At 37.2% G+C, this 22,352-nt stretch carries 19 protein-coding genes; 8 read left to right on the top strand and 11 right to left on the bottom strand.

Annotated features, from left to right (window positions below; all coding sequences use genetic code 11):
- Positions 1-13 precede the first annotated feature (13 nt).
- The 5 genes from AC106K_RS01135 to AC106K_RS01115 form a co-directional block, all read right to left on the bottom strand.
- The gene (locus tag AC106K_RS01135; protein WP_482442975.1) at positions 14-418 is read right to left on the bottom strand and encodes a hypothetical protein; all 405 of its coding nucleotides are present in this window, start codon (positions 416-418) and stop codon (positions 14-16) included.
- Between the two features lie 125 nt (positions 419-543).
- On the bottom strand, positions 544-1,122 hold the full coding sequence (gene def / locus AC106K_RS01130) for a peptide deformylase (RefSeq protein ID WP_482442974.1): 579 nt from the start codon (positions 1,120-1,122) through the stop codon (positions 544-546).
- 56 nt (positions 1,123-1,178) lie between these two features.
- Positions 1,179-1,745 (bottom strand): Crp/Fnr family transcriptional regulator, encoded by a 567-nt coding sequence (locus tag AC106K_RS01125; protein WP_482442973.1) that lies wholly within the window; start codon positions 1,743-1,745, stop codon positions 1,179-1,181.
- A gap of 123 nt (positions 1,746-1,868) precedes the next feature.
- Entirely contained in the window at positions 1,869-2,777 is a 909-nt protein-coding gene (locus tag AC106K_RS01120) for a hypothetical protein (RefSeq protein WP_482442972.1), read from the bottom strand.
- A gap of 142 nt (positions 2,778-2,919) precedes the next feature.
- Complete coding sequence (locus tag AC106K_RS01115) at positions 2,920-3,639, bottom strand: hypothetical protein (RefSeq protein WP_482442971.1); 720 nt, start codon at positions 3,637-3,639, stop codon at positions 2,920-2,922.
- Between the two features lie 131 nt (positions 3,640-3,770).
- Here AC106K_RS01115 and AC106K_RS01110 point away from each other — a divergent pair, with 131 nt between their 5' ends.
- A complete protein-coding gene (locus AC106K_RS01110) occupies positions 3,771-6,305 on the top strand; it encodes a phosphoenolpyruvate carboxylase (protein WP_482442970.1) in 2,535 nt (844 codons plus the stop codon).
- Between the two features lie 84 nt (positions 6,306-6,389).
- Here AC106K_RS01110 and AC106K_RS01105 read toward each other — a convergent pair whose 3' ends face one another.
- Positions 6,390-7,994, bottom strand: a complete 1,605-nt coding sequence (locus AC106K_RS01105) for a S8 family peptidase (protein WP_482442969.1) — start codon at positions 7,992-7,994, stop codon at positions 6,390-6,392.
- An 88-nt stretch (positions 7,995-8,082) separates the two neighbouring features.
- Here AC106K_RS01105 and AC106K_RS01100 point away from each other — a divergent pair, with 88 nt between their 5' ends.
- The 4 genes from AC106K_RS01100 (at position 8,083) to AC106K_RS01085 (ending at position 11,934) form a co-directional block, all read left to right on the top strand.
- Positions 8,083-9,207 carry a DegT/DnrJ/EryC1/StrS family aminotransferase gene (locus AC106K_RS01100; RefSeq protein WP_482442968.1) on the top strand — a complete coding sequence of 375 codons (1,125 nt, stop codon included), beginning with the start codon at positions 8,083-8,085 and terminating at the stop codon, positions 9,205-9,207.
- Between the two features lie 462 nt (positions 9,208-9,669).
- Positions 9,670-10,692, top strand: coding sequence for a UDP-glucose 4-epimerase GalE (gene galE / locus AC106K_RS01095; protein ID WP_482442967.1), 1,023 nt, complete (start codon positions 9,670-9,672; stop codon positions 10,690-10,692).
- 11 nt (positions 10,693-10,703) lie between these two features.
- Positions 10,704-11,468, top strand: a complete 765-nt coding sequence (locus tag AC106K_RS01090; protein ID WP_482442966.1) for a methyltransferase domain-containing protein — start codon at positions 10,704-10,706, stop codon at positions 11,466-11,468.
- Positions 11,469-11,484: 16 nt separating this feature from the next.
- Positions 11,485-11,934, top strand: coding sequence for an adenylyltransferase/cytidyltransferase family protein (locus tag AC106K_RS01085; RefSeq protein ID WP_482442964.1), 450 nt, complete (start codon positions 11,485-11,487; stop codon positions 11,932-11,934).
- 43 nt (positions 11,935-11,977) lie between these two features.
- Here the strand turns inward: AC106K_RS01085 and AC106K_RS01080 are convergent, their stop codons facing one another.
- The 5 genes from AC106K_RS01080 to pnuC form a co-directional block, all read right to left on the bottom strand.
- Positions 11,978-14,584 (bottom strand): TonB-dependent receptor domain-containing protein, encoded by a 2,607-nt coding sequence (locus tag AC106K_RS01080; RefSeq protein ID WP_482442962.1) that lies wholly within the window; start codon positions 14,582-14,584, stop codon positions 11,978-11,980.
- Positions 14,585-14,717: 133 nt separating this feature from the next.
- On the bottom strand, positions 14,718-15,743 hold the full coding sequence (mltG, locus tag AC106K_RS01075) for an endolytic transglycosylase MltG (protein ID WP_482442960.1): 1,026 nt from the start codon (positions 15,741-15,743) through the stop codon (positions 14,718-14,720).
- Between the two features lie 31 nt (positions 15,744-15,774).
- Entirely contained in the window at positions 15,775-16,542 is a 768-nt protein-coding gene (gene dapF, locus AC106K_RS01070) for a diaminopimelate epimerase (RefSeq protein ID WP_482442959.1), read from the bottom strand.
- A gap of 91 nt (positions 16,543-16,633) precedes the next feature.
- Positions 16,634-17,332 (bottom strand): hypothetical protein, encoded by a 699-nt coding sequence (locus AC106K_RS01065; RefSeq protein WP_482442957.1) that lies wholly within the window; start codon positions 17,330-17,332, stop codon positions 16,634-16,636.
- Positions 17,329-18,006: a nicotinamide riboside transporter PnuC gene (pnuC, locus tag AC106K_RS01060; RefSeq protein ID WP_482442955.1), complete on the bottom strand. Its 678-nt coding sequence runs from the start codon at positions 18,004-18,006 to the stop codon at positions 17,329-17,331. Before pnuC ends, AC106K_RS01065 begins: the two co-directional genes overlap by 4 nt.
- 164 nt (positions 18,007-18,170) lie before the next feature.
- Between pnuC and AC106K_RS01055 the strand changes: the two genes are divergently transcribed.
- The 3 genes from AC106K_RS01055 to hemN all read left to right on the top strand — a co-directional run bounded on the left by AC106K_RS01055 (position 18,171) and on the right by hemN (position 22,288).
- The gene (locus AC106K_RS01055; RefSeq protein WP_482442954.1) at positions 18,171-19,685 is read left to right on the top strand and encodes an amino acid permease; all 1,515 of its coding nucleotides are present in this window, start codon (positions 18,171-18,173) and stop codon (positions 19,683-19,685) included.
- 51 nt (positions 19,686-19,736) lie between these two features.
- Positions 19,737-20,750, top strand: coding sequence for a WD40/YVTN/BNR-like repeat-containing protein (locus tag AC106K_RS01050; protein WP_482442953.1), 1,014 nt, complete (start codon positions 19,737-19,739; stop codon positions 20,748-20,750).
- 179 nt (positions 20,751-20,929) lie between these two features.
- On the top strand, positions 20,930-22,288 hold the full coding sequence (gene hemN, locus AC106K_RS01045; RefSeq protein WP_482442951.1) for an oxygen-independent coproporphyrinogen III oxidase: 1,359 nt from the start codon (positions 20,930-20,932) through the stop codon (positions 22,286-22,288).
- Positions 22,289-22,352: the final 64 nt, after the last annotated feature.

The following is a 22,352-nucleotide window of genomic DNA, read 5'->3' as shown; positions in this document are numbered from 1 at the left end:
GCAAAGTCAGGATTTATTGCAAGACAATTTTGTAATAGCCTTTTTCATCTGTTACATCGATTCCAACACCTGTGAACGTTAATTTATTGATTTGAAAACCATCACAACCTCCCTTAAATTCCGAGGATTGGATTGAAAAATTAAGGTTTTTAATATTAGAATAAAATTTATAATTTTTTGTTCCATTATAGGCCCCTACATTTTCTACAATAACCATATCGTCAGAGGTTCGGGTTAATTGTACATTAGCATTATTTTCATCCTGAACAGAATAAGTTGTTAAGGTCCCGTTGGTAATAAGATTTTCATTATTGGAATTGGTAAACTTAAAAACGATGGGTTGTGGCGCGTTGTAACAATCTTTTTCACAAGAGATGAACAGAAGTGCTATGAGTAGAAAAATGAATGTTTTTTTCATGGATTATGGATGGTGTAAGGAGTAAAATTAACAATTATTTTTTATAATCAGATTTATATAAACCTAAATAATTAAAGTGGACTCCATAAGGCATACCAAAGTTTAAACCTTGACGTGCCTTACAATTAAAACTTCATCGGATATTTTGCTACAATATTCCCATTGGCAATTTTCTTCAGTTTAGATTCCATTAATTTTCTGGTTAATGGTTTCAGACGGTCAGTATATAAAATGCCCCGGGTGTGATCATACTCATGTTGAATAATTCTTGCCGTTAATCCGGTAAAGGTTTTTGTTTGTCTTATAAAATCCTGATTCAGATATTCAATGGTAATTTCCCAAGGTCTGGTTACTTTTTGAGAAAGTCCCGGAATGCTTAGACATCCCTCATCATCGTCCCACGTTTCTTCAGAAGAATTGATGATCTTTGCATTGATAAAAGTTTCCTTTATTCCCTTGTCGTTTTTCTCAAAGTACAGGAGTTGGTCTTCCATGTCAAAGTTTTCATAAATGACCTGGCTGTCGACGATGAAAAGCTGTAAAGGTTTCCCGATCTGGGAAGAGGAGAGGCCACAACCGTTGGCATTTTTCATGCTGTCCCACATATCATCAATGAGTTTTTGGATCTCCGGAACATTTTCTTGAATCTTTGAGCATTTTTGCTTTAAAACTGGATTTCCGTAAGCTATAATAGGTAAATTCATTGTCTTATTTTTCTGCAAAGTTCCGCAGAAGGAGAGGGATATACAATGAACCTATGTTAATTAATCTGTCTGCGGATTCTGCTTAAAGCCTGTGGCGTAATTCCAATATAAGAAGCAATATATTTCAGGGGAATCCGTCTGATGATTTCAGGTTGTTCTGTGAATAATTTTAAATAACGTTCTTTGGCAGTAAGCTTTAATAAAGAAAGTTCCCTTTTACTTTTTGCCAAAAATAGTCTTTCAGAAGCAAAGCGACCCAGATGATTTCCTACATGGGTATGACTGTAAATGCTTTGCAGATCATCATAAGAAATTTGCCAGACTACAGTTTCCGTCAGAGCCTGCATTTCATATTCAGAAGGAGTCTGTGTAAGGAAAGAATCATAGGCGCAGGTAAATTCTTTTTCAAAACTGAAGCTGAAAGTATAGCCGTATTCATCATCCGGAATATAAAATCTTACCAGTCCGGATTCTATAAAAGATAAAAAGTTCTCCGTATTTCCCTGCTGGGTAATGATTTCATTTTTAGCATAGACCTTTCTGTGAAAATGTCCGGCTATAAATGCCCATTCCGATTCCTGGAGTTTGACAATTTGCTCATAATATTCTCTGATGTAGCCCATTATTTACTTATTGATTGATGTAAAATTAATACTTTATAAAAATTAAATCATAATAGAATTGATTTTTTCTCGGAGTTGAATTCGCTTTATAACTTTTAACTGATATTACTCTGATTTCTGTTTTTACTTTTTACGTTCTTTTTCAAATTGCTCTTTTTGCTCAAAGACTGAGTTGAAATGATCAAAAGCTGCCTCTCCAATATGCATTTCTTCATTGTATTTTATCGTTTTAAAAGTACCATCCATATATTGAATTTTAATGGTGGAGATTTTTAAAGTTTGAATAATATCCGTAAGCCAGACATAATCAAAAGACCAGCTTCCTCCTGCGTGGGGTTCTACAGGTCCTATTCCTCTCAACGTTTTATAAAAAGATCCGTCAGACTTCACCAGATCTTCTACAGCGTTTTTGCCGGCAACAGTAAACCAAATGTATTTTATTGTTTTCTTCGAAAGATTTAGAATTTTAAAGGAGGCTCCTGTAGCAGAAATATTATTGGTAGGATAGTAGCTTATAATTCCTAATTCATATTTTTTTGCCGTGAAAATAGGATCTGAAGCTTCTTTTACTGCGCTGGAAAGCTCTTGTTCTTTTTCCTCATTACCAAAATCTTTTACAAAATCCATCATTGTTTCAACATTGCTCCGCACAAATTTTCGTTCTTCCGGACTTCGTTTTGAAAGGATAAGCTTGGGATTTTCCAGATCAGAATTTTCTGGGAATTTAATATCTTTATCCTGTACATATTTGAATTTTTCACCATCATAAATCTCAAAAAACATGTTTGGGTTTCCGTTATTACATAAAATATAATCTGTAACAACGGCTATTCCTTCCAGGTATTTATGGATAGGAGTAAAGGGTTCTATACTTTCCATCTGGCACTTCTCATTGATTTTTGCCCCGACGGACACATTGTTTTCGATGGTGCCGATGATCATTTTTTTTATAACGAGTGAATCATCTTTTTTTTGTTGGGAAAAGGCGGCTGTAAAAGCAAAATATACAAGTATATTCAGTTTTTTCATCATGATATTAGTTTGTAATTTTTTAGTTAAAAGTGAGTATTAATATACCTCTTAAACAGATATGCAATTTACTGTATATTTTTAAATTATAAATGTTGATCAGTCATAAAAAATGTTGTTATTCCAGCTTAAATACAGTTCCTTTTTATTGTACCATATGTTCCACAAACGGAACAATTTTATTATTCTCGATTTTTCCTTTGATATAGAGAGAATCCCCATTTTTGAAGATATATTCATTCAAAATAAGGTTGTTTGGGCTGCTATGTTCTATGAAGAATTCAATCCAGGGATGAGTGTTCTTCAATGCAGGAATTTTCTGATTATTATTACGCTTATAATTTATCAGGAAGGCAGGTGTATTATGGCTTGTAGCAAACGTTTCGTAAAGGTAGGGCATATTCCTTGTATCCGGGTTGTCTACGATACACAATTTAAAATCAATAGGATATAATTGGCCATTGACGGAAACTTGAGTCCCCTTGGGATAGCCGATTACCATACTGTAATCAAAGCTTTCATCCGTTTTACGAAGGCGTTTACTATATTTTACAGTACCGACACGGAGAAGATACAGTGAAGACTGTTGTCCTGATAAAGGAGCAGTGACTGTATTATCCGTATATATTTTGCATTTTAATACCGGAAGTTTTGGGATCGCCTCAGCCTGTTTGTTGTAATCATCTATTCTCTGTTCCAGTGAATTGATGCTGTTGAAAGCAAAAGAAGTCATACTGATTGCTGAAATAATGAAAACCAGTATAAAAACTGTAAATACAATGAGAATCGTTTTCAGCCCTTTTTTATCAAGCTTGCTTCCATTATTTTTAATATTCACATTGGCGTTGAAATTGAATTTGATCATGCTTAGTTTTAATAGAGTTCAAAACTAAACAATTTTCTGAACAAAATTTAATATCATTTTTTTGCTTTTTATCCCTTAATTTTTGTCATTTGTCAATTCAACTAATTCCAAAATCACTTACATTTGTTATTATGATACACGACCAACGCGCAGAAAAATTCAGGCAGATTGTGGAAAATAAGTTCCAGATCTACAATTCATTATTTATGAGCCTGCCTTATGATAAAATGACGAATATCGGTATGCTTCTCCCATTTCTCTATGAAGAAAGCAGAACCGGCTATGATGCAGGGAAAACCCCTGAAGAGATCGTAGAAGAATTTTTTAAAAATCATACGGATCTTAAAACGGAAGAACAGAAACTTGAACTGCTTTTTAAGATCATTCAGTATATAGAAAGACAGGTGGTTTTGTTTGATAGTATTGAAGATGCTGCGTTCCCGAATCTCCACTCCGAAAGTGACAGTGGAACCGTTACCAATCTTTTTGAACGTTCCCTTCAGGATCATAAAATCGAGAAAGTACGTGAGAAATTAAAGGATTTCAGTGTAAAAGTGGTGTTCACAGCACACCCTACCCAGTTTTATCCAAGTTCGGTGCAGAGAATCATTCAGGATCTGAGAGGAGCCATTACCAGTGATTCTGTAACGCAGATCGATACACTTCTGCAGCAGTTGGGAAAAACTCCTTTTGTGAATAAGGAAAAACCAACGCCTATTGATGAGGCTTTGAGTATTATTTCATACCTGAGATATGTCTATTACGACACCATCGGTGAGCTATTTACGAAAATTAAAAAGACTTTCGGAAACGGACATTTTCACCTGCATGAAGATATTATCCAGCTAGGATTCTGGCCGGGAGGAGACAGAGATGGAAACCCGTTTGTAACGGCAGATGTTACCAAAAGAGTAGCAGAAGAACTTCGTTCGGCCATTCTGAAATCTTATTACAGTCATTTGAAGTTCATCCGAAGAAGATTGAGCTTCAGAGGAGTTTCAGAGGTGCTGACTCAGCTGAGTGAAGAGCTGTATGCTGCCATTTTTGATGGTAAAAGCATTACATCGGAAGCTATTTTGAAGAAAACCGATGAAGCTGAAAAAATATTGATCAGTGAACACAATTCCCTGTTCCTGGACCTTCTGGTGAATTTCAGAGACCGTGTCAAAATTTTTGGAACCCACTTTGCAACGCTGGACATCCGCCAGGACAGCAGAATTCATCAGAAAGTAATTGATGAGGTCTTTGCAAAAGTATATGGGAATGAAGACACAGACAACGAACAGAAATTCAATAAGCTTATCCGGATTTCCGATAAGGTAAATGCAGCAGATTTTGAGGATATTGTAAAAGATACTTTACTGACAGTTTCCCAAGTATCCGAAATTCAGAAGCTGAATGGTCTGAGAGGAATGAACCGTTATATTATTTCCAATTCCGATGCGGTGAAAGACGTTATGAATGTATATGCGTTTTTCAAGATCTGCGGCTATCAGGATGAAGAGATCAATATGGATATTGTTCCGCTTTTTGAAACAATGGAAGGGCTCGCCAATGCGGAACAGGTGATGAACGAACTGTATCAGAATCCGGTCTACAAAAAACATCTGGAAAGAAGAGGAAATCAGCAGACCATTATGCTAGGTTTCTCTGACGGAACCAAAGATGGAGGTTATTTGAAAGCCAACTGGGAGATTTATAAAGCCAAAGAAGTACTGACGAAACTTTCCGAGGAGAGTAATATCAAAGTAGTATTTTTCGATGGCAGAGGAGGTCCGCCAGCGAGAGGAGGAGGGAAAACCCACGATTTCTACGCATCACAAGGAAAAACAATTGCAAATAATAAAATAGAACTGACAATTCAGGGGCAGACGATTACCAGTATCTTCGGGAACAAAGAGCAGGCGAAATACAATTTTGAACAGCTTCTGACGGCCGGAGTAGAAAATGATGTCTTTAAAAATGCCAAAAAAGAACTTACAGAAAAAGAAAGAGCTTTGATTATTGAATTGGCCAATATCAGCTATCAGAAGTATTCAGATCTGAAAGCCCATCCGATGTTTGTTCCTTATCTTCAGGAAATGAGTACCCTGGAATATTATGGGAAAACCAATATCGGAAGCCGCCCATCGAAGAGAGGAAACGGTAGCGAGCTGAAATTTGAGGATCTGAGAGCGATTCCGTTTGTGGGATCATGGTCACAGCTAAAACAAAATGTACCCGGTTTCTTCGGTTTCGGATATGCCATGCAAAAAATGAAAGAGCAGGGAAGATTTGAAGAGGTAAGAGAATTGTATAAAGGCTCAGATTTCTTTAAAACTTTAGTTCTGAACTCCATGATGAGTATGAATAAGTCTTACTTCCCTTTGACGTATTATATTAAAAACAATCCGAAATTCGGAGCATTCTGGAATGTTCTTTTCAGTGAATATGAGCTTTCAAGAGAAATAATGCTGGAACTGACAGGATTTAAAATGCTTCAGGAAGAAGATCCGCTATCCAGAAAATCGGTGAAGATCCGTGAAAAAATTGTACTTCCGTTATTGAGCATTCAACAATATGCCCTGATGAAAATTCAGAAAGGAGAAGGAAATAAAGAAGCTTACGAAAAGCTGGTGACAAGATCACTCTTTGGAAATATCAATGCGAGCCGAAATTCAGCTTAGCAAACATCAATAAAAACGGGCTTCAGCCCGTTTTTATTGATCAAATTTGTGATATTTGTGAAGAAAATGGGTGTCATTTGTGGTTTATTCCTTGATCACCTTTTCATAATAGACTTTATCCTTCGTCCGAATTTTCAGATAATAGATGCCTTTTGCAAAATCATCAACTTTTACAGCCTTCTGATTGCTGTTTTTCCTGATCAGCCTTCCCAGATTATCATAGATTTCCAAAGTCTGTACATCACTTTCTGATACGATATTCAGAATGTTTTTAACTGGATTCGGGAATACAGCCAATTTTTCTTTTTTCACAGTTTCAGAAGTGTTAAGTACAGCATTATAGACATTTCCGAAATTGAGAATGCCATATCCCATCTGGTCAGTATGATTAGGATAAAGAGAAGCTGTCTGTCTCAGTCTGGTTCTGATTTGTTCCCTGTTCATCATTGGGAAGGCCTGGATAAAGCATGCTACGCCTCCTGCAGCAATAGGAGTAGAGATGGAAGTTCCGTTCACAATGAGAGTTGCACCGTCATACACTGTTGTTGTACCAGTTCCCTGCGCGCTTCCGTCAGGTTTTACCACTCCCAGAGCATTAGGTCCGTAAGAGGAGAAATCTGAAGCATTTCCTGCTGAATCTACGGAGCCTATTGAAAAAACTTTAGCATTGTCTGACGGGGTTGTAAGATAATGCCACGGCTGAGTCCCTGAATTTCCGGCAGCAGCAAGAACAAATATTCCTTTGTCGGCAGCAATTCCGGCTCCCCGTGCAATGAAGGACGTACTTCCGTTCATATTGGCATAAGTATAATTGTACCGGGTATCATCAAAAACACTATATCCCAGAGAGGAGGTGATAATGTCAACCCCTTTTCTGTCGGCTTCTTCGGCTGCTTCAATCCAGTAAAGTTCTTCTTCGGGAATCTCAACGGCTGCATTTTCACTACGATAAAGGTAGAAGTCGGCATCAGGTGCTGCTCCCACAAAAGTATTTTCCAGATAACCTCCTATAGCTCCAAGTACTACAGCCCCGTGAGGGCTCAGAGAAGTATTGTAGATGTCTCCGGTTTTGGTAACGAAATCGTAAGAGGCTTTTATATGGTTATTACTCCACAATCTTGAAAATGCTGCCCCGGTATTTACGGTAGGGAATCCTGCGTCAATAACTGCAATAGAGATGCCGGTTCCTGTATATCCGGCGAGATGCAGCGGTCGTATATTGACCTGGTCTATCTGGGAACTTCCAGAACCATAATTGAAATTGGTAAGTGTTTTATGAAAGGTTGCATTGTCATTCCATTTTATTGGGGCAGTTTTCACTCCGGTTGAGTTGCCGTTTCTGGCAAAACTTTCCACAGAAAGCACAAAAGGTTTTGTCTGCAGAAGTATTTTCTGTTCAGGTGTGGCATTTACTGCAGCCCCATTAAGCCATTTGGAATAATCCGTAACCGTAAAACCTAAATTCTGGAGATTCTGAAGATAAGACTGTTCAATAGGAGCATCCTGGTCATTAAGAGAAATTCCCAGTGCGGTACGCCTGTCGAGTGACTTTTGGGAAAGCTCAGAAAGCGGATTGGCATAGAACGCTGCTTTATTAGGCTTGTCGGTGAAATAGACAAAAACAAGTTCAGTTTGTGCCGATACACTGAGGTAACCTGCTAGGGAACAAAAGAGTAAAAGTTTTTTCATGAGATTAATTTGTATAAAGATAAAAACAAAATCAATAAAATTTTTGATAGGATATTAAAATCCTTATTTTTACAGAAATATTTGTTATATGAAAAAAATTCAGATGGTTGACTTGCAAAGTCAGTATTACAAAATAAAGAATGATGTAGACAATGCGGTTTTAAATGTAATGGATTCGGCGGCATTCATCAACGGTCCTGAAGTAAAGTCTTTCCAGAATGAATTGGAGTCTTATTTAGAAGTAAAACATGTGATTCCGTGTGCTAATGGAACAGATGCATTACAGATTGCCCTGATGGCATTGGATCTGAAAGAAGGAGATGAAATCATCACTGCAGATTTTACCTTTGCGGCTACAGTAGAGGTAATTCACCTTCTTAAATTAAAATCTGTATTGGTAGATGTTGATTATGATACATTCACTATTTCTACAGAACAGATTAAAAAAGCAATTACGCCAAGAACAAAAGCAATTATTCCGGTACACATTTTCGGACAGTGTGCCAATATGGAAGAAATTTTGAAAATTGCTGAAGAGCACAATTTATACGTTATTGAAGACAATGCTCAGGCCATCGGTTCAGAATATACATTCTCTGACGGAACGGTAAAGCAGGCAGGAACAATGGCTACTGTAGGAACAACGTCTTTCTTCCCTTCAAAAAACCTTGGGTGCTACGGAGATGGTGGAGCTATCTTTACCAACAATGACGAGCTGGCACACCGTTTAAGAGGAATTGTAAACCACGGTATGTACGAAAGATACTATCATGATGAAGTAGGGGTAAACTCCCGTCTGGATAGTATTCAGGCTGCTGTTTTAAGAAAAAAATTGCCTCACCTTGATTCTTACAACGAAGCAAGAAGAAGAGCTGCAGATTTTTATGACGAAGCTTTCCAGGGAAACCCTAATATCCTTACTCCAAAAAGAGCTGAGAACTCTACACACGTATTCCATCAGTATACTTTAAGAATTCTGAACGGTAAGCGTAATGAGCTTCAGAAGTTTTTAACAGAAAAAGAAATTCCTGCAATGATCTACTATCCGGTAGCACTGAGAAAGCAGAAAGCATACTTCCAGGAAAGCAATGCAGCTGACTTTGTGAATACCGATAAACTTTTGGATCAGGTAATTTCTTTACCGATGCATACAGAATTAGACGAAGAGCAGCTGAAGTATATTACAGATGCAGTGCTTGAGTTTATGGGATAAATCATGCTTCACGAAGAAAGAATATTAAAGCATAAGTTTGCATATTTCTTTGCAATTATTTTTGTCCTTTGCTGGATAGTATTTTTTGCATATAATATATTTAATATTTTTTTAAGAGGTTACGGATTAAAAGAAGAGTATAATACATTTAAAATGATCATTTATGTATTATACTTTTTAATATTTCCACTATTAACTATTACATTGGTGAGTATTTTTCAAGAATCAAGAAAAATGTTTCTTTATCTAAATATTTCTTTATTCTTAATGCTTATATTTCATGTAATAATTTTTAGTGTTAGGTATCAAAAAAATACAATTCCTACTACATATTTATTCCCTTTTATATTAATGAATATATTATGCGTAGTAGGCCCCGTTATACTGATAAATTATTTTAAACATAATCCAGTAAAGAACGAAATAGAAAATATAGGAAAACACGAAGATTAAAAAATAAAAATGGCAATACTTGTTACCGGAGGACTTGGATACATTGGTTCCCACACTGTAGTAGAACTTCTCAATAGCGGCTTTGAAGTGGTTATTGTAGATGATCTGTCCAACTCAGAGAGGTTTATTTTAAATAATATTGAGGAAATTACAGGCAAAAAACCGGTTTTTTATCCTTTTGACCTAAGAAGAAAGGAACTTCTTACCCAGGTTTTTGATGCTCATTCTATTGATGGTTGTATCAATTTTGCTGCATCTAAGGCAGTAGGAGAGAGCCAGGTAAAACCTGTAGACTACTATGAAAACAATTTGTTTTCGCTGATCAATATCCTTCAGGAATTTAAAGCAAGAGAGATTTCTAATTTTATTTTCAGTTCATCCTGTACCGTATATGGGCAGGCTGAGGTGATGCCGATTAATGAAAATGCCCCTTTGAAGATGCCTGAAAGTGTATATGGGAAAACAAAACAGATGGGTGAAGAGATTCTGATCGATTTTGCAAAAGCCTATCACCGAAAAATATCATTGTTGAGATATTTCAATCCTATCGGAGCCCATCCGTCTGCAAAAATTGGAGAATTGCCGTCAGGAATTCCTAATAATTTAGTACCTTACGTGATGCAAACGGCGGCAGGAATCCGTGAAAAATTAAGCATATGGGGGAATGACTATGACACAGAAGATGGAACCCCGATCCGCGATTATATTTATGTTGTTGACCTGGCAAAAGCCCATGTTGCAGCATTAAAGAAACTGATGGATGACTCATCTGTAGAAACTGTGATTGATATATACAATCTGGGAACAGGTAACGGTTCATCCGTATTGGAAGTGGTAAAAGCATTTGAAAAAGCCAACGGCGTTGAGGTGCCTTATCAGATTTGCGCCAGAAGAGAAGGCGATATTACCATTGCCTATGCCGACCCTCAAAAAGCAGAAAAAGAACTTCACTGGAAGTCTGAAACTTCACTGGAAGAGTCTTTAAGAACAGTTTGGGAATGGCAGAAATATTTGAATACCAGAAACTCATAAAATAACAAAATATGGCTTGGAATCCAGAAGTATATGACCGGTTTAAAGAAGAACGCTCTGCACCTTTCTTTGATTTGCTGAAACTGGTTGAATCTAAAACCGATTTATCCGTTATAGACCTGGGCTGCGGAACAGGAGAACTTACTTCTAAGCTTTTAGACTATCTGGAAGACTCTAAAGTGCTGGGAATTGATTCTTCTGAAGAAATGCTTGCCAAGGCTGCTCAATATAAAACAAGCAGGCTGACCTTTGAAAAAAGAAGTATTGAAGAACAGCTTCACCTGGGGGATACCTATGATCTGGTAATTTCCAATGCAGCCATCCAATGGTGCAGCAATCATAAAGAAATTTTTCCGAGAATCATCAGTAAGATTAAAGATGGAGGACAGCTGGCTGTTCAGATTCCGTCTAATCATGACTATGTAGTGCATGCGCTGCTGAGAAAGATTGCAGGAACAGAGCCTTATAAAACTGCTTACAATTCCTGGGAAAGAGAATCTCCCGTTCTCACCATAGAAGAGTACGCAAAGATTTTATTTGATCATAAAGGAAGGGAAATCACCGTATTTGAAAAAGTATTTCCACATGTTCTTGAAAATGCTGAGGCAGTATTCACCTGGGCTTCAGGAACCGCTATGCTTCCCTACATAGAAAAACTTCCGGATGAGATGAAAGAGCAATTTAAAAACGACTATAAAAACGAATTACAAAATATCTTCCCTGAATCACCGGTCTTTTATCCATTTAAAAGAACATTCATTTCAGCGAAGTTTTAATTAATTTTAAATTAATATGAAGACACAAAGAATAGGTATTACATTTTCCTCATTTGACTTATTGCACGCAGGGCACATCAAAATGCTTGAAGAAGCAAAAACAGTATGCGATTATTTAATCGTAGGACTTCAGATCGACCCGTCCCACGACCGTCCCAATAAAAATAAACCAAGCCAGACCATCGTTGAGCGATACATCCAGTTGAAGGCTGTGAATGCTGTAGACGAGATCATTCCTTATTATACGGAAGAAGATCTGCTTGATATATTAAAATCGTTCGTTATTGATGTAAGAATCATTGGGGACGATTATATGGACAGAGACTTTACAGGTAAGCAATATTGTGAAGAAAAAGGGATCGAAATCTTTTACAACAAAAGAGACCACAGGTTTTCCACCAGCGACCTGAGAAGAAGAATTTACGAAGCTGAAAAAGAAAAATACTCAGCAGAATCTGTAAAATAAAAACAAGAAAAATCCCGAAAAGTACTTTTCGGGATTTTTTGTATTACATTGGGCCACCTTGTTGTTCGTCGCCCGCAGCATTAGAATTAATGTCTTTTTTCTTCTTAGGCGGTTCTATTTTTTCACCTTGCTTAAATCGGTAGGTTAATGAAATAGAAAACTGCCTTGGCTGCCATTGCATATAATTTCGGCGGGTATAGTCGCTGTTGAAGCTGTATACCTCTCTGCTTCTTGTATTGAAAATATCCTGGATGTTGAAAGAAATCGTTCCGTCTCCTTTCCAGATGGTTTTGGAAGCCCCAAAATTTAAAGCATACATATCTTCCGTATTCTGATTGGCTGATTTCTGAGCGCCTCTATAGAATCCCTGTAGTTGTACACTTAGCGTTTTATCAAGCCTGAAAGTTGTGTTTAGACGTGCTCTGGTAGAAAAACCGCTTCCGGTAAAATTCATATTGCCCACTTTGGCATTACCATCTTTATCTCTGGCATCATAATAAGCAATTCCGCTCGTTTTGTATCCGAACATATCCAGGCTACCCATTATTTTAAACCATGCGAAAGGATCATACGTGAAGTTAAGGTCTAAACCATAACGGTCATCATTCCCAAGGTTGATAGGTTTTGTATAGAAAACACTCAGACTTTCATCGGGTCTGTATACCAGCATTTTGGTATCATCCGTTGCATGTCTGTAGTATAGAGTAGGGTTTACAGTAAATTTCTTTTTAGTAATGTTGTAACCTACCTCGAAAGAGTCTACATAAGAAGGATTCAGTTCAATATTCCCTTCGAAAATATTCTGACTGTTGCTGTAATTAGGGAAAGGAACCATAAAGAATGATCTTGGTCTGTCTATTCTTCTGGAATAGTTAACCAAAATCTGATTATTCTTGGATACATCATAGCTTAAGAAAACACTCGGAAAGATATTGTTGTAATTCTTAGTTTGATTCAATGGAGGTTTCGCTGTGTTTTGACTGATGTAATTGATCTTAACATTCGAAAGTTCATCCCTTAACCCTAACTGATAGGCAAAGTTTCCGATTTTACTCTTAAACTGTACATAGAAGGCATTGAACATTTCCTTGTAATTGGTATTATTATTAAAATCAGCAATAAAAGGATTGTTTGAAGTACTGCTTACCGTATTATCATACCTGTTGTCATTGATGTCTAATCTGTATCCTGCCTCCAATTTGGATTGTTCACCTATTGGCAATTCATAGTCTGCTTTTCCGATAACAGTTTTACTTACAGAATATCTTCTGGTTACATCATGTACATCAGGCAGAAGGTCATTGGTTTCCAGAATGTCCGCATTGTTGTTACTTCTGTTTCGTTGTAAACTCAATGATACGGATAAATTCTGACCTTTGTCATCAAACTTGTGATCCAATCCTATATCCCCCTGGAATGCAAGGTTATTGAAGACACTCTTAGAATCTCTCACCCCGAAAGGATTCAATAAATTCCATGTCCCGGTAAGTCCGGTCGGATCTGATGTATCTTTAGAAAATCTGTAAAAACTATCTTCCGTATTCAGAAGTTCATTCCCGTCCCCTTCAAAAGTTCTTACCAATCCTGTCAAATTGATCGAGGTCCTGTCAGACAGGTCGTGTACAAAACCGGCACTTACATTATAGTTTTTATTATAAGTTTTATTGGTGGAATTTTGCAGCTGATGAAGAAGAACATCTTTAGGCTGCTGACCTTTTACAATAGTTGGGAAATTAATACTGTTGTAAGTGGTTTCAGAATTATTCTTAGTCTTATTTTCTGTGTAACCACCGCCTCCGTTCAGAAACCATGTCCAGTTGTTTTTTCTCCAGCTTAAGTTGGTATTAAGAGAGGTTCTTGGGAAATATCCCAGTGTACCTACAACGCTACCGTTGAAGCCTATTTTTTTGCTCTTTTTAAGAATAATATTCAAAATACCGGAAGTTCCGCTGGCCTCAAATTTTGAAGAAGGATTGGTGATCACTTCGATTCTTTCGATCTGATCTGCCGGAATACTCTGCAAGGCATTGGCTCCGTCATCAATTCCTAAAAGGGCAGAAGGTTTTCCGTTGATCAGGAATTTTACATTCGTACTTCCTCTCATAGAAACCGTTCCGTCTGTATCTACAGAAACCGAGGGAACATTCGTTAAAACATCCTGAAGGCTTCCTCCTTTGCTGACAATGTCCTGTGAAGGATCATATGTTTTTTTATCGAGTTCTACTTTATAAGGTTTTGCTGCAGATGCAGTAATAACAACGCCCTGGATCTCTTTGGTTTTTCCATCGATAGTGGTTGTTGCTTCCGGTTCTATAGACAATGCTCCAATATTGCCTGCTGCTGCGATATTTTTGTTGATTACACTTTTCTTGTAGTCAATCGCTTCTACGGTAATGTCATAATTTCCGGGAGCAAGCTGAAGTTTGTACTGTCCTTTTTCATCCGTAAGTACGGCATCGCTCAAAGTAGAGTTAGCCTTATTGCTGAAAGTTACGGAAGCATAAGGAACCGGTTGGTTCTTTTTATTGACAATAGTTCCTGAAACGCCTGCTTTTTCCTGTGCAAACGCCATAGCTGCTGCCGAAAGTACTAAGGTAAGTCCTAAAGTTTTTCTTGTGAAAATATTGACAATTTCTGTCTTATTCTTCATAGGTTATTTTTTTGTATAAAATCGTGAAAGGATAACCCTTAATATTTTGAATATCCATATCAATTTGATTTTCAAAATATTATGATCTGTTTATTGTTTTTTAGCTGTATAAAATTTTAGGTGCCTGCCAGGTCTATTTTATATTCTTTGAGTTGAGCCAGTCCTGATAAGCTTTTGCATTCACAGCGTGCTCTTCCGCACTTGCCGTAAACTTGTGATAACCAAATCTTGCAGGATCGGCACACATGAATATATAATTGTTGTTTTCTGCATTCAAAACAGCATCTACCGAATTTTTGTCTACCACGCAGATAGGTCCCGGAGGAATCCCGGCATTTGCATAGGTATTGTATGGAGATGGTGTAGAAAGATGTTTGTAAAATACTCTTTTGATTTGTTCTTTAAAATTAGTCTGCTTATTGATCGCATAGATCACGGTAGGATCAGACTGAAGCTTCATTCCTTTTCTGTAACGGTTCAGATACAGGCCAGCAATGGTCTTCATTTCATCTTTTTTACCTCCTGATTCTTTATAAACAATAGAAGCCAGTGCATAGATCTGATCTCTTGTAAGACCAGACTGCTGTTCTTCTTTTTTTCTTTCGCTGGTCCAGAAATCATTGTACTGATTCTCAAATTTTGCAAAAAATTCTCTCGGGCTTACCGTCCAGAAAAAATTATAGGTATCAATAAAAAAATATTTCTTTAAATCTTCAACACTTTTATAGCCTTTCTCCTGAGCAACAACATCCAGATCATTCACAAAATGTAAAGAATCCAGTTCTGTTTTTTTGCTCACTTTACCGATCATCTGGTACATATCTCCAAAATCTCCGATTCTGAAAGAATTGGCAGCCTGATTTCCCGCTTTGATCATATTGACAAGGTCTGTATTTCCTGTTCCGCTTTTGATCTGGTAACGTCCCGCTTTAAAATTAGCAGCAAGATTTTTATCATTTGCTACCGCTTCAAAAGATTCCTTGTCTTTAATATAAGGAGCAATAGAATCGAGGATCTGTTTGAACCCTGCTTTATGAGGAATCAGAACATAGCCTTCCTTTTCTACGTTATTTCCGAAATATTTATTATAAAATCTCAAACCAAAAAATCCTGCGACTACAAAAACCAGCAGAATGATAATGAGAATAGTTTTTTTCATTCTTATTAATGTTGATTAAAAGTTTTTGTTTTTAAAGAAGATCCGTTTTGCCTCTAAAAACTTGCTTTGCAGGTCCTTCCAACCAGATGTTATGGAAAGAATTACCGCTTTTTTCAGCATATACTTTAAGATTTCCGCCTAAAGTTTTAACTTTTACAGAGGTTAGATTGTCTTTTTGAAGAAAAGTTAAAGCAGAAGCTGTAACTCCTGTTCCGCAACTGTAAGTTTCGTCCTCAACGCCTCGTTCATAGGTTCTTACAAAAATCTCATCATCTAAAATTTTTTCCACAAAGTTGACATTGATCCCTTTTTCCTTATAGTTTTCCGAATTTCTGATCCCGTATCCTTCATTATACACCTGGTAATCCTGTAAGTTTTCTACATATTTTACATAATGTGGCGATCCTGTATTCAGAACAAAGTCGTTTCCGTCGTGAGAAACCGTATCTACGTTGATCATCTTTAGTTTGATGACTCCGTTATGAATTTCAGCGTCATGCTCTCCATCTATCGCAATGAATTTGCATTTGTCTTCAAAAATGTCAAGGAAAAAAGCAAAAGCTACCAGACACCTTCCTCCGTTTCCGCACATTGTGCTTTCTCCACCGTCAGAATTGTAGTAAACCATTTTAAAATCATAGTCCGGATCGTTTTCCAAGAGAATAAGCCCGTCTGCCCCTATTCCGAAACGTCTGTCACATAGTTTTTCGATGATTGCTTTGTCTTTTGGAAATTGAAGATCACGGTTGTCTACCATTACAAAATCATTTCCAGTTCCCTGATATTTATAAAATTCCATATTTTTTTTGTCTAAATGAAGCCGCAAAATTAATATATTTAAAATGAAAAACGAACAGTGTTAACTGTTCGTTTCCTTATTTATAATCGTTTTATCTAAAGCCTCGTCCACCGCTCTGTCTGTTGGTCTCGCTGCTTTGGCTGCCTGAGCTGTTTCTGAAGCCGCCGGATGATTCGGATCTTGTACTTTCAGTATTTCTGAAACCACTGTTACCGCTGCTGTTCTGATTTCTGAATCCACCGCTGTTTTGGCTTCCCTGGTTGTTCTGGTAACCGCTGCTTTGGTTTCTGAATCCACTATTGCTGCTGCTGTTCTGATTCCTGAATCCGCCGTTGTTCTGATTTCCCTGGTTATTTTGGGAACCACTGTTTGGGTTTCTGAATCCGCTATTATTGTTGGGATTTCTGTTATTATTAAATCCGCCGCTGTTGTTATTGTTATTATTATATGAATCTCCACTACCTCGGAAACCACTGTTTGGTCTTTGAGTGGTGATGGTAGAAGATCTTCTTTCTACATACACTTTTCTTCTGGTGTTATTGTAATTGTAGTAATAATAAGGAGCGCCGTTATCATAGTAATAATTCACATCGTTTCTGTAATAATAGCCGTCATTACCCCAATATCCACCACTTCCATAGTATCCGGAAGGGGCGTAGTAATACCCGTTATTATAATAGGGATCACCATAACCATAGCCATTATTGGCATATCCGTCTGTATATGCTAAACAAGAAGTTAAACTGGTAATAGCAAAAATACTGACTGCTATTTTAAATAAATTTTTCATGACTTTATTGTACTTTTTTCTTTAAAACTTTTTTTCCAATTGAGGTATCCTAAGATAGCCATTATAGTAAATACCAAATATTGAACCGAAGTGATACCAAGTCCCTTAAAAATCATCATAGGCATGCAAATAAAATCTCCGATAATCCAGAAAATCCAGTTCTCAATGCGCTGTTTGGCCATAAACCACATTCCTACTAAAAATATGGAAGTGGTGAAAACATCCATCCAATTGGCCCAGTCAAGATGATACAATCCGAGACTGGTTCCTTCCATTGAAAAATGATTGTCAATATAAGGTTTGTAATAATATATAAAGGTAACAAATGCTAAGCTCAATATGAAAAGAATACTGGCATAGATCCATTCCTTTTTTGTGGCCCAGGTTACGTCCACATGTACATGATCTTCAGAGCTTCTGGCCCATAATATCCAACCATAGACACTCATCACCGTGTAGTATACATTGATCAGACAATCTCCTAATAATCCGGCATTGAAAAGGATGTATACATAGATTAGTGTTGATATAATGCCGGTAGGATATACCCATATATTTTTCTTAATGGAAAAATATACGCTCAAAATTCCGAAAATAGCACCTGATGCTTCCAGTGCAATTTGTAAGGAATTGTAGTTTTCATAGGGCTTTACGAAAAGATCATATAAATTCATGCGATCAAAAATAAGCAAAAATATGGACTTTTTAAAATGAATTAAATAATATCTTGTTCGTGTTTTTGATGTATTAATGTAAAATAAATGATGAAAGTTTAACGATAAACGTGAGAGTTCCTAAATTTTTTATATTTTCGTGAATCCTTAATAAATAAAAAAACATGTCGAAAATTTGGGTTAAAAAGCCACTAAGTGCCTATGAGGCAGATATGAAGAAAAGTGAGCTGAAAAAAGTCCTTGGAAAATGGAGTTTAACAGCAATTGGAGTAGGTGCTATCATTGGAGGTGGAATCTTTGTTCTTACAGGAACAGGAGCCTATTACCATGCAGGTCCTGCACTTGCCATTTCCTTTATCATAGCAGGTATTGCCTGCGTTTTTGCAGCATTATGTTATGCAGAATTTGCATCAATTATTCCTGTAGAAGGTTCAGCTTATGCCTATGCATACGGAACCGTAGGGGAAATCTTTGCCTGGGCGATGGGGTGGTGTCTCATTCTGGAGTATGCCATGGCCAGTATGGCGGTCTCGGTGAGCTGGTCAGGATATTTTAACAAATTTTTGAAAATTTTCGGCGTTCATCTGCCGTCCTATCTTACATCCGATCCGTCAAGCTATACAGGAGAAGGGTTTTCAATGAACCTGCCAGCATTTATTCTTGTGCTATTGATTACAGCATTATTGGTAAAAGGAACTAAAGAAGCGGCAGGGGCCAATAACCTGATCGTTTTGATGAAAACTTCTGCGGTTATTTTCGTAATTATTGCTGGAGTTTATATTATTTTTTCCAATACTGATTTATACAATGCGGTAGATGGAGTGAAAAACTGGAAGCCTTTTATTCCTGATCCTGTCAAGATCAAGAACTCCGAGGGAGATATGGTCTCTGCCTATGGTATTAAAGGAATTATTTCCGGAGCAGCTGCCATTTTCTTTGCCTATATCGGTTTCGATGCCGTTTCTACACAGGCAGGAGAGGCAATCAATCCTAAGAAGGACGTACCTTTTGCAATTATCGCTTCATTATTGATCTGTACAGCTTTATATATCTGTGTATCTCTTGTTTTGACAGGGATGATGCATTATACAGACTTTAATCCTGAAGGAAAATATCCAGATGCGATCAAAGCGCCTGTAGCCTATGCCTTTGAAATTGCAGGAAAACACTGGGCAAGTAATGTCGTAACAATTGCAGCAACAGTAGGATTGATCTCTGTAGTTATGGTAATGATGATGGGGCAGTCCAGAATCTTTATCGGGATGGCAAAAGACGGTTTGATCCCTAGATTCTTTGGAGAACTTCACCCGAAAACAAAAACACCTTACAAAGGAATTATTTTATTGGGAGTTATCGTAGCATTTATTGCAGCATTTACCCCAATTTCTACCTTGGCAGATATGACGAGTTTCGGAACTCTGTTTGCATTTACTCTGGTTTGTATTGCGGTTTGGGTAATGAGAAAGAAAGAACCGGATTTGATCAGACCTTTCAAAGTTCCTGCTTATAAAGTAGTAGTAGGACTAGGGGTAGTGATCAACCTATATCTGATTTATAACCTTAGTGATCATGCAAAAGAACTTTCCGGAGCATGGTTGTTGTTAGGAGGAGTTGTATATTTCCTTTATGGTAAAAGAAACAGTAAGCTTAACAACCCTGAAAAATATCAGGACGATTAATAATAATATAAACCGCTTCGGCGGTTTTTTTGTTCTTAAATAATAATATCTATGAAAAAAATATTCAGCATTTTGTTCTTATCTGTGGGAATGTATGCCTTTTCTCAGCAGGTAGAAAATATAGAAACGATTTTGAATGATAAAATAAGCATTAGAGCCATTGAACTCTATGATCATAAAGTCTGGTATAGCGGATCTGATTCTAAATTCGGGTATGTGGACCTTAAAGATTATAAGAAGCAGAAGCAGATAAAGCTGTCCGAAGAAAAACTTGAATTCAGAACTCTGGGGCACGATAAAACGTCTTTCTATGCCATCAATATCGTAAGCCCCGGCCGGTTTTTTAAAATTAATAAGAAGGATCTTACTTCCCAAATTGTTTTTAAAGATACTGCCAAAACAGCTTTCTATGATGCCTTGCATTTTGTGAATGACAAACTGGCTTATACATTCAGTGATGCAGATAAAGATAACCTCTTGAAGCTGGCTGTATACAGGAATGGAAAATGGAGCATGTTTAAAAGTGATTTCAGACTGAATGAAGGGGAAGCCGCTTTTGCAGCCAGTAATACCAATATTTCTTCCACGCAGAAATATCTATGGATTGCCACAGGTGGAAAAGCCTCAAGAATAGTAAAGATGAATTTGAAAAACGAGAAAATAGAGGTTTTCAACACGCCGTTTATTCAGGGAGAATCTTCTCAGGGGATGTATTCCATAGATTTTTATGATGACCGTTTTGGAATTGCCGTAGGAGGAGATTACACCAAGCAGGCAGCTAATATCAACAATATTGCAACCACCAACGATGGTGGTGAAACCTGGCAGATTCAGGCTTCAGGGCAGAATGCAGGATATACGACCTGTGTAAAAATAAAACCAGGATCTAAAGGGAAAGACATCATTGCAGTAGGAGATCAGCATATCAGTTATTCTTCAGATTTCGGAAAAACCTGGAAGAAAATTTCTGATGAAAAAGGATTTTTTGTTTGCGAATGGATGGATGGCGATAAAGTTATTGTTGCAGGAAATGGCAAGATTTCGGTAGTGAAATTAAAATTTTAAATAACATTCATAGAAATTATCATTATTCAGCAAAGGCATTGATCATGCGTATTTAGACTCATTATAAACTAGAACCTAATATAATTCATAGGTTAAAATTCATAACTAATGGTTAATTTTGTAGGACGGAATTTTAATAATGTTAAATTTCCTCACCTTATAAAATTTTATTTTTCAAAATGAATTCTTTAATAGATAAGTATAATATTCCCGGACCACGATACACTTCTTACCCTACCGTTCCTTATTGGGATGAAACGACATTCTCACCGGAGAAATGGAAGGAAACAGTGATCAGGTCTTTTCATGAAACCAATGCAGAGGAGGGGATTTCTATTTATATCCATTTGCCTTTCTGTGAGGCGCTATGTACGTTCTGTGCATGTCATAAGCGTATTACAAAGCAACACAGCGTTGAAGTTCCTTATCTGGAAAGCGTTCTGAAGGAATGGAAACTTTACCTAGAGCTCTTTAATGAAAAACCGAAACTGAAAGAATTACATCTTGGTGGCGGTACCCCTACATTTTTCTCCCCTGAGAACTTAAAAACTTTATTAGGTGGAATTTTTGAAACAGTAGAAATTGCCGAACATCCCGAGTTTTCTTTCGAGGGACATCCGAATAATACAACAAAGGAACACCTTCAGACCTTATATGATCTTGGTTTCAGAAGAGTAAGTTTCGGTGTTCAGGATTATGATCCTAAAGTACAGAAAGCGATCAACAGAATTCAGCCTTTTGAGAATGTGAAGAACGTAACGGAATGGGCGAAGGAAATCGGTTACAGAGGAATCAGTCATGATTTAGTATTTGGTCTTCCGCATCAGACCTGGGAAGCGATGGAGCACACCATCAGAAAAACAATGGAACTGAAGCCGGACAGATTAGCATTCTATTCCTATGCACATGTTCCATGGGTAAAAGGAGTGGGGCAGAGAGGTTTTGATGAAAATGACCTTCCGAGTGGAGAAGAAAAACGCCGTTTGTATGAAGATGGTAAAAAACTGCTTCAGGATTTAGGATATATTGAAGTAGGAATGGATCATTTTTCTTTAGAACATGATGATCTGTACCAATCTTTGATTCATAAAAAACTTCACAGAAACTTTATGGGTTATACCTCCAGCAATACCCAGCTGATGGTAGGTCTTGGAATGTCTGCAATCTCAGATTCATGGTATGCTTTTGCCCAGAATGTAAAAACGGTGGAAGAATACCAAAAGATGGTAGAAGAAGGTCAGATCCCTGTAGTGAAAGGACATGTTCTGAATGAAGAGGACCTGATCGTGAGAAGACATATTCTGAATCTGATGTGCCAGCTTGAAACCACGTTCGATGAAAACAACTCATTCCCAGAACTTGAAAATGCATTGGACATGTTGAAAGAGATGGAAAATGACGGTCTGGTTGAGATCAGAGGCAATGAAATAAAAATTACAGAAGCGGGAAGAGCATTCACAAGGAATGTAGCTATGGTTTTTGATCTCAGAATGATGAGAAACAAACCGGAAACGAGAATCTTCTCGATGACGATATAAAACAAAAGCGATTCAACACTGAATCGCTTTTATTTTTGCCACGAATAATTTTCTTTATATATAA

It is taken from the genome of Chryseobacterium sp. FR048 (genome assembly GCF_056844665.1).
The sequence above is the reverse complement of the archived record's forward strand: the minus strand, read 5'-3'. Positions and strand labels throughout refer to the sequence as shown.